Annotated in this window: 13 protein-coding genes; 7 read left to right on the top strand and 6 right to left on the bottom strand. The window is 70.4% G+C overall.

Annotation, left to right across the window (positions count from 1 at the left end; genetic code table 11):
• Together AC32QD_RS08855 and ggt are read right to left on the bottom strand one after the other, a co-directional pair.
• Positions 1-827 (bottom strand): NAD(P)-dependent oxidoreductase (locus AC32QD_RS08855; RefSeq protein ID WP_492010129.1); only part of this gene is annotated, 827 nt, incomplete at its 3' end.
• 85 nt (positions 828-912) lie between these two features.
• Complete coding sequence (gene ggt / locus AC32QD_RS08850) at positions 913-2,505, bottom strand: gamma-glutamyltransferase (protein ID WP_492010128.1); 1,593 nt, start codon at positions 2,503-2,505, stop codon at positions 913-915.
• Positions 2,506-2,686: 181 nt separating this feature from the next.
• Between ggt and AC32QD_RS08845 the strand changes: the two genes are divergently transcribed.
• From AC32QD_RS08845 to AC32QD_RS08825, 5 genes are all read left to right on the top strand, one after another.
• Positions 2,687-3,649 carry a Bug family tripartite tricarboxylate transporter substrate binding protein gene (locus AC32QD_RS08845; protein WP_492010127.1) on the top strand — a complete coding sequence of 321 codons (963 nt, stop codon included), beginning with the start codon at positions 2,687-2,689 and terminating at the stop codon, positions 3,647-3,649.
• Positions 3,650-3,747: 98 nt separating this feature from the next.
• The gene (locus AC32QD_RS08840) at positions 3,748-4,248 is read left to right on the top strand and encodes a tripartite tricarboxylate transporter TctB family protein (protein WP_492010126.1); all 501 of its coding nucleotides are present in this window, start codon (positions 3,748-3,750) and stop codon (positions 4,246-4,248) included.
• Positions 4,249-4,258: 10 nt separating this feature from the next.
• A complete protein-coding gene (locus AC32QD_RS08835) occupies positions 4,259-5,908 on the top strand; it encodes a tripartite tricarboxylate transporter permease (protein WP_492010125.1) in 1,650 nt (549 codons plus the stop codon).
• A 25-nt stretch (positions 5,909-5,933) separates the two neighbouring features.
• Positions 5,934-6,677 carry a sulfite exporter TauE/SafE family protein gene (locus AC32QD_RS08830; protein ID WP_492010124.1) on the top strand — a complete coding sequence of 248 codons (744 nt, stop codon included), beginning with the start codon at positions 5,934-5,936 and terminating at the stop codon, positions 6,675-6,677.
• A 9-nt stretch (positions 6,678-6,686) separates the two neighbouring features.
• Positions 6,687-7,499 (top strand): aspartate dehydrogenase, encoded by an 813-nt coding sequence (locus tag AC32QD_RS08825; protein WP_492010123.1) that lies wholly within the window; start codon positions 6,687-6,689, stop codon positions 7,497-7,499.
• Positions 7,500-7,624: 125 nt separating this feature from the next.
• On the opposite strand, the gene AC32QD_RS08820 is transcribed toward AC32QD_RS08825, so the two are convergent.
• Complete coding sequence (locus AC32QD_RS08820) at positions 7,625-9,382, bottom strand: tetratricopeptide repeat protein (protein ID WP_492010122.1); 1,758 nt, start codon at positions 9,380-9,382, stop codon at positions 7,625-7,627.
• Positions 9,383-9,499: 117 nt separating this feature from the next.
• Positions 9,500-10,051 (bottom strand): ActR/PrrA/RegA family redox response regulator transcription factor, encoded by a 552-nt coding sequence (locus tag AC32QD_RS08815; protein WP_492010121.1) that lies wholly within the window; start codon positions 10,049-10,051, stop codon positions 9,500-9,502.
• Between the two features lie 133 nt (positions 10,052-10,184).
• Between AC32QD_RS08815 and AC32QD_RS08810 the strand changes: the two genes are divergently transcribed.
• Complete coding sequence (locus AC32QD_RS08810) at positions 10,185-11,081, top strand: DMT family transporter (protein WP_492010120.1); 897 nt, start codon at positions 10,185-10,187, stop codon at positions 11,079-11,081.
• On the opposite strand, the gene AC32QD_RS08805 is transcribed toward AC32QD_RS08810, so the two are convergent.
• Together AC32QD_RS08805 and AC32QD_RS08800 are read right to left on the bottom strand one after the other, a co-directional pair.
• Positions 11,038-11,727: an SCO family protein gene (locus AC32QD_RS08805; protein ID WP_492010119.1), complete on the bottom strand. Its 690-nt coding sequence runs from the start codon at positions 11,725-11,727 to the stop codon at positions 11,038-11,040. The genes AC32QD_RS08810 and AC32QD_RS08805 overlap by 44 nt on opposite strands.
• A gap of 112 nt (positions 11,728-11,839) precedes the next feature.
• A complete protein-coding gene (locus AC32QD_RS08800) occupies positions 11,840-12,613 on the bottom strand; it encodes an alpha/beta hydrolase (RefSeq protein WP_492010118.1) in 774 nt (257 codons plus the stop codon).
• A 100-nt stretch (positions 12,614-12,713) separates the two neighbouring features.
• Here AC32QD_RS08800 and AC32QD_RS08795 point away from each other — a divergent pair.
• Positions 12,714-13,512: glycosyltransferase (locus AC32QD_RS08795; RefSeq protein ID WP_492010117.1), on the top strand; the 799-nt coding region annotated here is incomplete at its 3' end.

Genomic DNA, 13,512 nt, shown 5'->3' with positions numbered 1-13,512 from the left:
TCCAGCGTCTCGCGCGTCTCGGCGGCGAAGGGGGTGCGGGCGAGCAGCGAGAAGACCGCCGCCGCGCCCTCGTGGAAGGCCGGCGTGACGCCCGCCGAGGCCATGGTGGCGGCGATCTCCTCCATCTCGCCGACCCAGCGTGCCGAATCCGCCGGCAGGCGCGGCACCCGCGCACGCATGGCCTCAAGCGCCGCACCCTGGCTGTTGGCGTATTCGGCGAGGGTCTCCTCGAAGATGCCGAGCTGCCAGGCGGCCACCAGCAATGCCGTGTGCAGCGTGAAGGTGCCCTTGGTCAGCCCGGCATAGACCATCTTGAGCGCCGAGGCGCGGCCGGGCTCCGCCCCAATCCCGATCACCTCGATGCCCTTGCCGTCCAGCCGCTCCATCGGCCCGGTATCCGGGCCCGAGACGTGGAACCGGGTCGGCCGCTTGCCCTTGCCCGGCGCGAGCCCGATGATGCCGCAGTCGATGAAGGGCGCGCCCGCCGCGGCGATCACCTCGCCCACCTTTCGCGCGGTCATGGGCGAGACGGCGTTGCAATCGACATAGACCGGGCGCGCATCCGCCGCCCGCATCGCCCCGGCCACCGCCTTCGCCTGGTCGAGCGCCGCCGCAGGCGGCAGGATCGAGAGCACGAGGTCGGCCCCGGCAAGCGTCGCCTCGAGGCTGCCGGCATCGCGCATGCCCGCCGCCGCGGCGAGACCGCGGCTGCGCGCGCTGCGCCCGGCAAGGCAGGTGATCACCTCGTGCCCGTGCGCGCGCAGCGCCCGGCCGACGCCGTGGCCCATGTCGCCGGGCATCAGGATGGCGATGCGATCCAGTGGCATGTCGCGTGGTCTCCTTTCCCTCGGCCGTCCCGCCCCCGAGCGGGTCGCCGGATCATGTCTGCGGCCGATCCGGTCGATCTGCCGCTCAGTAGCCCATGGCGCAGCCGTCCTTGCGCGGCTCGGAGCCGCCGGTGAGCACCCCTTCCTCCCAGTCGATCCAGATCGCCTGGCTGCCGCCGATCGGCTTCTTGGTGTGGCGAAGACGGTGGCCGCGTTTCTCCAGACCGGCGCGGATCTCCTCGGGCACCGTCCACTCCATGTTGACATGGCCCTCGAAGGGATCGGGGAAGAAGCGCGGCGCGTCCATCGCCTCCTGGATGTCGAGCCCGTAGTCGAGGAAGCGGGTCAGGAACTGCATGTGCCCCATGGCCTGGTACTGCCCGCCCATGACGCCGAAGGGCATCACCACCCGGTCGCCCTTGGAGACCATGCCCGGGATGATGGTGTGCAGGGGTCGCTTGCCGCCGGCGATCGCGTTCGGATGCCCGGGCTCGAGCGTGAAGCCCGAGCCCCGGCTCTGCAGGATCACGCCCTTGGGCGTCATCAGACCGCAGCCGAAGTTCTCGAACAGCGTGTTGATGAAGGAGCAGGCGTTGCCGTCGCGGTCGACCACCGAGATGTAGACGGTCGAGTTGTGCCGCGGCAGGTCCACAAGCCGCGCCGGCTCCTGCGCGCGCGCGGGATCTATGGCAGCGCGCAGGCGCTCGGCATAGTCGGCCGAGAGCAGCTTGCGCACCGGCACTTCGGCCATCGCCGGGTCGGCCACCCAGGCGTCGCGGGCGGCATAGGCCATGCGGGCGGCCTCGATCTCGGCGTGGACGCGCTCGAGCGTGATCGGCCCGCCGTTCGCCACGGGCATGCCGCCCATGACGTTGAGCAGCACAAGCGCGATGATGCCCTGCCCGTTGGGGGGGCACTCGTGCACCACGTGACCGCGGAACTCGGTGGAGATCGGCGTGACGTACTCGCCGCGGTAGCGGGCAAAGTCCTCGAGCGTGTGCAACCCGCCATGCGCCTGCAGGTAGGCCACCGTGTCGCGCGCCGTCTCGCCCTCGTAGAACTCGGCGCGGCCGCGCCTGGCGATGCGCTCGAGCGTGTCGGCGAGCTGCGGCTGGCGGTGGCGCTGGCCCACCGCGGGCGGCTCTCCGCCCGGCAGGAAAACGCGCGCGGCGTTGGCGTCGCGGCGCAGGTAGTCGGCCTTCAGGGCGAAGTCCACATGCACCCGCGAGGAAATCGGGTAGCCCTCACGCGCATAGCGGATGGCCGGCCGCAGCAGCTCGTCGAGCCCCCTGGTGCCGTGGTCCGCGAGCAGCCGCTCCCAGGCATCGACGGCGCCGGGCACAGTCACCGCGTGGGGGCCCCACTCCTCGATACGCTCGATTCCCTGACCCTGGTACCACTCGACAGAGGCCGCCGCCGGCGCCGTGCCCGAGCCGTTATAGGCGACGATGTCGGTCGAGCCGCCCCTGGACCACAGGCAGAAGCAGTCGCCCCCGATGCCGGTCGACTCCGGCTCGACCACGCATTGCACGGCGCAGGCGGCCACGGCGGCGTCCAGCGCATTGCCGCCCGCCTTCAGCACGTCGATCGCCGTCTGCGTCGAAAGCGTGTGCGAGCTCGCCGCCATGCCCTCGGTTGCGTGCACCGGCGAGCGGCCGGGCCGTTCCAGATTCCTCATGCGTGTTCCTCTTGCCGTTGCTCGCTCCACCACCCTGCGGAAAGAGACCCGCGCGCGGTTGTCACCCCGTTCGTGCCGTCTATAGTGGCGGCGGCCGGGCGCCGTCCATGCGCGGCGCCCAGAATAAACGCGAGCGAGCCGAGAGGCGCAAGACACGCTCGCACCACCAGAGGAGGGAACCATGCGAACGATCCTGTCCGCGATCGCAGTCTCGGCGGTTGCTCTGGCGGCGGTCCCCGCCACCGCGGCCAGCGTCCCCTGCGACACGGCGAAGCTGATCGTGCCCTGGAAGGCCGGCGGCGGCACCCACGTCCTGTTCTCGATCTTCGAGGACACCATCCAGCGCCTCGACGTGCACCCGAAGATCAAGGTCGTCACCATCCCCGGCCAGGGCGGCAACAAGGGCGCGAAGGTGGCCGCGGCAGCCAAGCCCGACGGCTGCACGCTGTTCGCCATCCACCAGTCGGCGATCACCAGCTACCTGAACGGGCGCATCGACTTCCAGTTCGACGCATTCGATACCGTCGCACTGCTCACCTCGACGCCCGACATCGTCGGCGCCGCCAAGAAGACGCCGTGGAACAACTGGGCCGAGTTCGAAAAGGGCGTGAAGGCGCATCCCGGCAAGTACAAGGTCGGCGCCACCTTCGGCTCGACCAGCCAGTTCATGTGGCTGCTGCTCGAGGACAAGACCGGCATGAAGTTCAGCTACGTGCCCTATGACGGCACGCGCGAGCGCATGACCGCGCTGTTGTCCGGCGCCATCGACCTGGGCTCGCTGAACGTCGCCTCGGGCAAGGAGTATCTCAAGCAGGGCGAGCTCAAGGGCTTCGCGATCGCAGCCAAGCAGCGCGCACCGCAGCTGCCGAACATCCCGACGCTCAAGGAGGTCGGGGTCGACCTGGTGTTCGCGCTGCGCCGCGGCGTCGTGGCGCCGAAGGGCACGCCCCCCGACGTCATCCAGATGTGGGCCAACATCTTCAAGAAGGCGGCCGAGGACCCGAAGCTGCTGGCGCAGATGAAGGCCAAGGGCACCGACATCGACTATGTCGGCCCCAAGGGCTATCGCGAGTGGGCGCAGAAGACCTTCGAGGCCTACAAGAAGGTCGCGATCAAGATCGGCATGTACAAGCCCAAGAGCTGAGCGCGGAGCGATCCCGCATTTCCGGGGGCCCGGCCGACGCGTCCGGGCCCCCGGGGGCCCCCGGGCCTCTCCCGTAACGTACTTGAGGCCGCCTCGCCATGCCGCGCGTCAACCGCGACACCATCGCCGCCATCGTCCTGCTCGTCATCACCGGCGTCTTCATCGGCGCCAGCTTCGACATTCGCACGCCCAATTACGGCCAGCTCAGCCCCGCGGTGTGGCCGCGCATCATCCTCGGCATGCTCGGAGTCCTCTCGCTGATCTACCTGGTGCAGTCGATCAGGCGCGGAACGGGGGGCGAGGATGAGGCCGACGCCTATGCCGACAGCGAGACCTTTACCGAGAAATCCCACGACTGGCGCAACGTCTTCTGGTGCTTCGCGCTCTTCCTCGCCTACCTGCTGTCGATGCCTTGGGTCGGCATGCTGATCGGCGGCACGGCCTTCGTCTTCCTGCTGCTGTCCGTGCTCGGAGGCTGGTCGCCGAAGCTGCTCATGCTCCATGCGGCGATCGCGGTCGTCACCGTCGGCGGCATGTGGAGCCTGTTCACCTACGCGCTCGGCGTCTTCCTGCCGACCGGCAATCTCACCGGCATCTGAGGGCGCCGCAATGGTCTGGGAGCACACCCTCGAAGCCTTCGCGGCGATCCTTCATCTCCAGACCCTGATCTTCATGGCGCTCGGGGTCGCGGCCGGCCTGCTCGCGGGGGCCATCCCCGGCTTCACCATCGCCATGGCGGTGGTCCTGACCCTGCCCTTCACCTTCGCCATGCCGCCCGAGCAGGGGCTGGCGACGATGGTCTCCGTGCTGGTCGGGGGGCTTTCGGGCGGGCTGATGGCCGGGATCCTCACCGGCATCCCGGGCACGCCCTCCTCGGTCGCCACCACCTTCGACGGCTTCCCCATGGCGCGCAAGGGCGAGCCCGGATTCGCGCTCGGCCTCGGGGTCTGGTCCTCGTTCTTCGGCGGCACGATCTCGGCGGTGATCCTGGTTCTGTTCGCGCCGCAGCTCGCGCGCATCGGGCTCGAGTTCCAGCCCTGGGACTTCTTCATGCTGGTGGTCTTCGCGCTGACGGTGACCGCCAGCCTGGCCGGCAAGGACCTGGTCAAGGGCCTGATCGCGGGCGCGCTGGGGCTTCTCGTGCGCACCGTCGGCGAGGATCCGGCGATCGGCATGCCGCGTTTCGACTTCGGCATCGACTCGCTGATGAGCGGGTTCGACTTCATCGCCGTGCTGATCGGGCTCTTTGCCTTCTCGCAGCTGCTCTCGGACATCCGCGACCCGGGCGCGGCGCGCCGCTCGCTGGCCGAGCGGCGCCAGGTGAGCGTGCGCATCGAGCACGTCCGTGCCATCAAGGCGATCCTGCAGCGCTGGCCGGTGCTGATCCGCTCCTCGCTGATCGGTGTGTTCACCGGCATGGTGCCCGGCGCCGGCGGCTCGATCGCCAACATCCTCGCCTACGACCAGGCGAAGAAGGCGGCGCCGAACCCCGAGGACTTCGGCACCGGCATCCCCGAGGGGATCATCGCGCCCGAATCCTCGAACAACGCGGTCGAGGGCGGCGCGCTGACGCCGCTGATGGCGCTCGGCATCCCGGGCGACGTGACCTCGGCGATCATGCTCGGCGCGCTCCTGATGAACGACGTGGTGCCCAGCCCCAGCTTCATCCACGACCAGCCGGTGCTGGCCTACTCGATCTTCATCTCCTACTTCGTCGCGCTGTTCATGATGCTGGCACTGCAGTCGGTGATGCTCAGGGTCTTCGTGCAGGTCACGCAGATCCGCATGTACATGCTCGCCGCGGTGATCCTGGTCTTCGCCTCGATCGGCGTCTTCGCGCTCAACAACGTCACCTTCGACATCTGGACGCTGTTCTGGTTCGGCATCGTCGGCTTCCTGATGCGCGAGTTCGGCTTTCCGCTGGCGCCGATGATCCTGGGGGTGGTGCTCGGCAACATCGCCGAGATCAATCTCTCGCGCGCTCTGGCGATCAATCCCGACCCGACACTGTTCGTGACGCGGCCATGGTCGCTGTTCTTCCTGATCATCGCGCTGTTCTCGGCCGCCTTCCCGTGGTTCCAGTCGTCGCGCACCAAGGGCATCCGCTGGACCCGCTTCTACGCGCCGGCGCTGCTCGTCGCGATCGCCGTGCCGCTGGCGATGATGGGCGGCTGGTTCCGCCCCGGCCTGGCCGGCGCCTGCGTGATCGGCGCGGGCTGGATGGTCTGGCGGGCGCTGCACCGGCCGGCAGGCGCCTGAGGGTTCGGGAGACGCAGCACCAGCCATGTGGGACCCCGCGACCGTCGCGCTGATCCTCGGCGCCTTCTTCCTCGCCGGCCTGGTCAAGGGCCTGATCGGCATGGGGCTGCCGCTGGTCACGCTGGCGATCCTGGCCTCGACGCTGGGGGTGCGCGAGACGCTGACCGTGATGCTGATCCCGGGCATCGCCACCAACACCTGGCAGGCGCTTTCGGGGCCCGCCTTCCGGCCGATGCTGCGCCGGCTGTGGCCCTTTCTGGTGTGCGCCTGCGTCGGCATCTGGTTCGGCACCTCCGTGCTGGCCACGGCGCGCAGCGAGACGCTGGTGGCCATCGTCGGGGTGACCATCACCACCTACGGGGCGGTGGCGCTCTTGCGCGTGGAGATGCCGCCGCCCGGGCGGCACGAGCGCTGGATGTCGCCCCTGATGGGGGGCCTGGGCGGCGTCATCTTCGGCATGGCGGGCAACATGATCGTGCCGGGGATCCTTTACCTGCACGCGCTGAGGCTGCCGCGCGACACCTTCGTGCAGGCGCTGGGGATCACCTTCATCACCATCACGCTGGCGCTCGCCAGCTCGCTGACCGGGCGCGGGCTGATGACCGCCGATCTGGCGCTGATGTCGGTGGCGGCGGTGGTGCCGACGGCGACCGGGCTTGCGCTGGGCACGCGTTATCGCAAGCATGTCTCCGAGGCCCGCTTCCGCCTGTTCTTCCTGATCGGGCTGGTGATCATCGGGCTCGACATGCTGTTCAACGCGCTGGGCTGAGAGGAGCCGATGACCGGGAAAACCGTCGCCGTGGCCGGGCTGGGCGCCATCGGGCTGCGGGTGGCGCGGGCGCTCGATGCGGGCGGTGTGCCGGGGCTGCGGCTGGCCGCGGTGTCGGCCCGCGATGCTGCCGGCGCCGCGGGAAAGATGAATAATTTCAACGTCATGCCACCGGTGGTCGGGCTGGCCGAGCTGGCCGGGCGCGCGGAAGTGGTGGTCGAGTGCACCCCGGCCGCGGTCTTTGCCGAGGTGGCCGGGCCGGCGATCGAGGCGGGGCGGATGCTGATGCCGCTCTCGGTCGGCGCGCTCCTGGCGCATATGGACCTGGTCGAGCGGGCCGCGGCCACCGGCGCGCGCATCGTCGTGCCCACCGGCGCGCTGATCGGGCTCGACACCGTGCGGGCGATGGCCGAGGGCGAGATCGGCCGCGTGGTGCTGGAGACGCGCAAGCCCCCGGCGGGGCTGGCCGGGGCGCCCTATCTGGTCGAGAACCACATAGATATCAATGGCTTGAGAGAGCCTAAGCAGATCTTCCACGGCAGTGCGCGCGAAGCCGCCCGGGGCTTTCCCGCCAATGTCAACGTCGCCGCCGCACTGGCGCTCGCAGGCATCGGGCCGGACCGCACCGAGGTCGCCATCTGGGCCGATCCCTGGGTCCACCGCAACGTGCAGTCGGTGACCATCGAGTCGGATGCCGGCGAGGCCACCATGACCATGCTCAACGTGCCCTCGGCGGAGAATCCGCGCACCGGACGCATCGTGGCGCAGAGCGTGATCGCCACGCTCAGGCGGCTGACCGCGACGCTGGTGGCGGGCAGTTAATTCTTACAGGTCTTATATAAGACCTGTAAGAATTTCGCGGCGATTTTAACCGCTTTTTAGGCGGGGCGCGGCCGCGAAAACGAGGCCGCCCGGGGTAAGCCCGGCACCGGGCTTCGATCACGCGCTCAGCGCATGGGCAGGCCCGCGGCGGAGAGCGCGGCGATGTCGGCTTCGAGTCCCTCTTTGCCGGCCCGGTACTGCGTCTCTGCCCAGGCGCGGATCGCGAAGTTTCGCCGGATGGAGAGAAGCTCTCTCGCCAGCCGTGCCGCCTCCTCGGGCCGTCCGCTCTGCTGATAGGTCAGAACGAGGTCGACCAGACCGAACGCCGGGGCCCTGGCACGATAGGCCTCGAAGGCCGCGATTGCGTCCTCGGCACGTCCGGCCAGCCTGTAGGCATTGCCGAGCGCGCCGAGGAAGTAGCCGGGATAAGCCGGGCTGAGCTTCATTGCCTGTTCTCCGAGCGGCACCGCTTCGTCGGCAAAACCCGCGGAGGCCAAAACGAAGCACGCCAGCGATTTCACGTCGGCGGAGCCCGGCGCCAGGCGCACGGCGTGCCGCGCCAGCGATGCGGCCTCGTCGTATCGGCCGTGCTGGAGCACGACCACGCTCGCGGTGATGTTGGCATCGGCGTTGTCGGGGTCGAGCTCCATCGCCCTGTCCGCGAAGGCCTTGGCCTTGGCCTGTGCGGTGCGGCGATCGTCCCACCAGCCGAACCGGGCGTCGCGAAAATGCAGGAACCCGATCATCGCATTGAGGGTTGCCGAGCCGGGATCGAGCGCCAGTGCGTTCTCCCAGCATCGCAGCGCCCTGGAGACGTTCTCCTCGGTGACCTCCCGGCGGAAATAGGACAGACCCTGAACCCATTGGGTCCAGGCCGCGACATTGCTGGTCGTTGCCTGGCGCAAGCGGGCCTGCTCGCCCTCGGTCAGCTTGACCTGCATCTCGGTGGCGACCGCAAGCGTGACCTCGTCCTGGACCGCGAAGATGTGATCGAGCGGGCGATCGTAGCGCTCGGCCCAGACATGGCTGCCATCGGCCGCGTCGATCAGCTGCGCCGTGATCCGCAAGCGGTCGCCGCCGCGCCGGACGCTGCCTTCGAGCACGTAGCGCACGCCGAGGCTCCGCGCGACCTCGCGCACGTCGACCGCCCGCCCCTTGTAGACGAAGCTGGAGTTGCGGGCGATCACCCTGAGGCCATCGAGCTTCGACAGCGTGGTGATGATGTCCTCGACCAGCCCGTCGGCGAAGTAGTCCTGCTCCGGCTCGCCGGACATGCTGGTGAAGGGCAGCACCGCGATCGAGGGCACGTCCTGCGCGCGCGGCGGCGCGTGTGCCGGCGTGGCCCCAGCCGGCTCGTCGCCGGCCCAGCGCCAGGCCCGCACCGGCGCCTCGATGTTCTTGAGGCTCAGCATGCCGGCGTCCGCGAAAGCGACCCCGGTCTTGCCCTTGACCTGGGCGTGCACGGACTCCGAGATCAGGATGCCCCCCTTCGGCGCCTGGCCCTCGAGCCGCGCCGCCACATTGACGCCGTCGCCGAAGATGTCGTCGCCCTCGATGACGATGTCGCCGAGGTTCACGCCGATGCGGAACGCGATCACCGGGCCGCCCGGCGGCGCGCTGCGCAGGTGTGCCATCGTGTGCTGAATCGCGACGGCGCAGTCCACGGCGTCGACGGCGCTGGCGAACTCGACCAGGGCGCCGTCGCCCATCCTCTTGACGATGCGGCCGCGATGCGCGGCGACGGCGGGATCGAAACGCTCGCTCCAGACCACCCGCATGGCCGCCAGCGTTCCGGGCTCGTCGGCTCCGATGAGGCGGGAATACCCCACGACATCGGCGGCGAGGATTGCTGCGAGGCGGCGAGGGGCTCGTGCTTGGGCCATTCGATGCGACTGCGCTGGCACATGTCAGCGAGAGCGAAAGTCTAGCGCTGCCGGGGCGCGATGTATATCGCCTGCCGATGTCGCGGCCGGCTTGCGCGGACCTCGCCTTCGGCCGGCTCAGCGCGGGCTGCGCTTGGCCAGGATGCGCTGCAGGGTGCGGCGGTGCATGTTGAGCCGGCGCGCGGTCTCGGAGACGTTGCGGTCGCACAGCTCGTAGACGCGCTGGATGTGCTCCCAGCGCACGCGGTCGGCCGACATCGGGTTCTCGGGCGGCTCCGGCTTGTCCTCGCCGCGGGCGAGAAGGGCCTTCTCCACGTCATCGGCGTCGGCGGGCTTGGAGAGGTAGTCCACCGCGCCGATCTTCACCGCCGCCACCGCGGTGGCGATGTTGCCATAGCCGGTGAGCACCACGACGCGGGAGTCGGGCCTGAGCTCGCGCAGCGCCTCGACCACGTCGAGCCCGTTGCCGTCCTCGAGCCTGAGATCGACCACGGCGTAGGCCGGCGGGTCGCGGCGCACGATGGTGAGGCCCTCGGCGACGCTCTCGGCCATCACCGGGGCGAAGCCGCGCCGCTCCATGGCGCGGGCCAGCCGCTGGCGAAACGGCGCGTCGTCGTCGATCACGAGCAGGGAGTTGTCGCCGCCGATGCCGGCGCGGTTCTCGGTCATCTCGCATCCCCGATGGCGGGCCGGCGGCCCCTGATTGTCCTTGATTCTTGCCTCGCGCCCGGCGCATGTCAAATCCTGCCCGAAATCCCCCCGTCAATCCCCCGGCGCAGCAGGAGGGGGCCCCGCCCGGTCGATGAAGTCCCCTGTCTTCCCCCCCACGCTGGCCGCGCCTGCCTTCGTGCTGCTGTGGAGCACGGGCTTCATCGGCGCGAAATACGGGCTGCCCTATGCCGGGCCGGCGACCTTCCTGGCGCTGCGCTTCGCGCTGGCCTCGGTGCTGCTCGGCGCCTGGGTGGTGCTGGCGCGCGCGCCCTGGCCGAACCTGACGCAGGCGCGCGACGCGGCGCTGGTCGGCGTGCTTTTGAACGTGGTCTATCTGGGCGGGGTCTACCAGGCGATCCGGCTGGGCACCGAGGCCTGGGTGACGGCGCTGATCGTGGGGCTGCACCCGGTGCTGACGCCGCTGATCGCCCGGCGCGTGCTGGGCGAGCGGCTGGGCGGGCCGCAATGGGCCGGGATCGCGCTGGGCTTTTTGGGCGTCGGGCTGGTGGTGGCGCGCAAGCTGGAGGCCGGCATCGGCGACTGGCGCGGCGTGGCGCTGTGCCTGGGCTCGCTGGTGGCGATGTCGACGGCCTCGATCTACCAGAAGGCGCGCGCCGGCGCGCACCCGGTGCGCTCGACGACGCTGATCCAGTTTCTCGCCGCCACGGCGGTGCTGGCGCCGGTCTCGCTGCTCGCCGAGGGCGGCGCGGTCGAGTGGACCGGGGCCTTCGTGCTGGCGCTGGGCTGGCTGGTGGTGGTGCTGTCGCTGGGGGCGCTGTCGCTCCTGCTCTATCTGATCCGGCGCGGCGCCGCCTCGACCGTGGCGAGCCTGTTCTTCCTGGTGCCGCCGACCACCGCGCTGATGGCCTGGGCCGCCTTCGGCGAGGGCATGGGCCCGGTGGAGATGACCGGCGTCGCGGCCGCGGCGCTGGGCGTCTTGATGGTCAACCGGCCCGGGCTGTTCGCCCGCCGCCTGCGCCGCGGCTGAGGATCTTGGCCACCGCCGAGGCGATCTCGCTGGGCGGGTAGCCGCGGCGGAAGGCCGCCAGCACGCCCCTGGGCGTCACCAGGTAGGTGAACGTGCTGTGGGTCATGCCGTAGGCGCCCTCGGACGCGCTCTCGGAGGCGGCGCGCGCATAGTAGACGTGGTAGGCGCCGGCCGCGGCCTTGATGTCGGCGGCGCTGCCGGTCAGGCCGATCATGGTCGGGCTCATGGCGCGGACATAGGCCTTCATCGCCGCGGGCGTGTCGCGCGCGGGGTCGATGGTGATGAAGACCGGCGTGACGTTGATGCCCTTCTTCGCCAGGATCTCGGTGGTTGAGGCGAGGTTGGCCACGTCGGTGGGGCACACGTCGGGACACGAGGTGTAGCCGAAATAGATCAGGGTGGGGCCCTTGATCAGATCGGCGCTGGTGACGCGGCGGCCGTCCTGGTCGGTCAGGGTGAAGGGGCCGCCGATGCCCGAGTTGGCGATGTTGATCTCGGCCGGAGAGACCAGGCCCGCGGGCCGGTGCAGCCACAGGAAGGCCGCCACGCCGGCGAGGCCGACGACGGCCAGTGCGGCAATGCCCAGGACGATGCGCTGCAGAAGGATACGCTGCATGGGGATGCGCTGCAGGAGGATGCGCTGCATGGCTCGGGTCCCTGTGGGGGCGGGACGCCCGCTTTCGCATCGAGAGAAACGCCCGATGGCAGGAGATTGCAAGGGTCGTTGGGGCGTTGCGGCGAGCGGCCGCGGCCCGGCGTCAGGCGGCGATGGCGCGGGTGATCTCCTCGAGCGTGTCGCCGAGGATGGCGAGTTCGCGCGGGCCCGAGAAGCGGTGGTCGGCGCCCTTGACCAGCGTCAGCCGCGCATCGGGCGAGTCCAGGTGGCCCAGGAGCCTGAGCGCCCACTGCTGCGGCACGTCCCTATCGGCCGTGCCCTGCACCAGCCGCACCGGGATGGGCAGGGCAAGCTCGGAGAGCAGCACCAGGTGGCGCCGGCCGTCCTCGATCAGCCGGCGCGTGATCACGGTGGGCTCGTCGGAATAGGCGGAGGGCTGCACGAGCCGGCCCTCGCGCATCAGGCGGCGGCGCTCGGCCTCGGTGAAGCGCGCCCAAAGGCCGTCCTCGGTGAAGTCGGGGGCGGCGGCGATGCCGACCAGCGCGGCGACGCGCTCGGGGTGACGCCTGGCCAGCAGGAGCGCGATCCAGCCGCCCATGGACGAGCCGACCAGGATCTGCGGGCCCTCGGTCAGCCGCGTCACGGCGGATGCCGCGTCCTCGGCCCAGTCGCCGATGCAATGATCCTCGAAGGCGCCCGAGCTGGCGCCGTGGCCGCGGTAGTCGAAGCGCAGGAAAGCACGGCCGCGCGCCCGCGCCCACTCCTCGAGCCACAGCGCCTTGGTGCCGGTCATGTCCGAGCGGAAACCGCCCAAAAAGACGATGCCCGGCGCGCTTGCGCCCGGTCCGCTAGCGGATATTGTGTGGTATGCTAGCTTGGTGTCGGGCTCGAGTTGAAGGTAGCTTGGGGCGTCCATGTTCGTGCCGTCCTCCATCGCGCGGGGAGATGTCGCCCACGAGCTTAACGGGGATCACGCAGAGCGTGAACCGGGCCCGGAGGAGACGCGTCCCCTGACCGTGTTGCAGGTCGTGCCGAGCCTCGATCTGGGCGGGGTGGAGCGCGGCACGCTGGAGATCACCGAGGCGATCGTGCGCGCCGGCGGCCGCGCGCTGGTGGCGACCGCGGGCGGCCGGCTGCTGCCGCGGGTGACGCGCGCCGGCGGCGAGGTGATCGCCATGAACGTGGCCACGAAGAACCCGGTGAACCTGTGGCAGAACGCGCGGCTGCTGGCGCGGCTGATCCGCGACCTCGAGATCGACGTCGTGCACGCGCGCTCGCGCGCGCCGGCCTGGAGCGCCTGCTGGGCGGCGCAGCGCACCGGGACGCCCTTCGTCACCACCTATCACGGCGCCTATCGCGAGGACTGGCCGGGCAAGCGGCGCTACAACGCGGTGATGGCGCGCGGGCGGCCGGTGATCGCGGTGTCGGACTATGTGCGCGGGCTGGTGATCGAGCGCCACGCGGTGGCGCCCGAGGACGTGGTGACCATCCCGCGCGGCGCTGATGTCGCGGTCTTCGCCGAGGAGGCGGTGGGCAACGAGCGCACGGTCAAGCTGGCCGAGCAGTGGGGGCTTCTGGACGACCCGCGCCCGGTCATCATGCTGCCCGGCCGGCTGGTGCGCCGCAAGGGCGCGGCCGAGCTGATCGAGGCGGCGCGCGCGCTGCGCGCAACGCGCGGCGGCGACTTCCTGGTGCTGATGGTCGGCGAGGGGGAGCCGAAGTTCGAGGCGGCGCTGCAGCGGCGCATCGACCGGCTGGGCTTAGGCGGCTGCGCGCGCATCGCGGGCGGCTGCGCCGACATGCCGGCGGCGCTGA

The organism is Thermohalobaculum sp. (assembly GCF_058622915.1).
The sequence above is the reverse complement of the archived record's forward strand: the minus strand, read 5'-3'. Positions and strand labels throughout refer to the sequence as shown.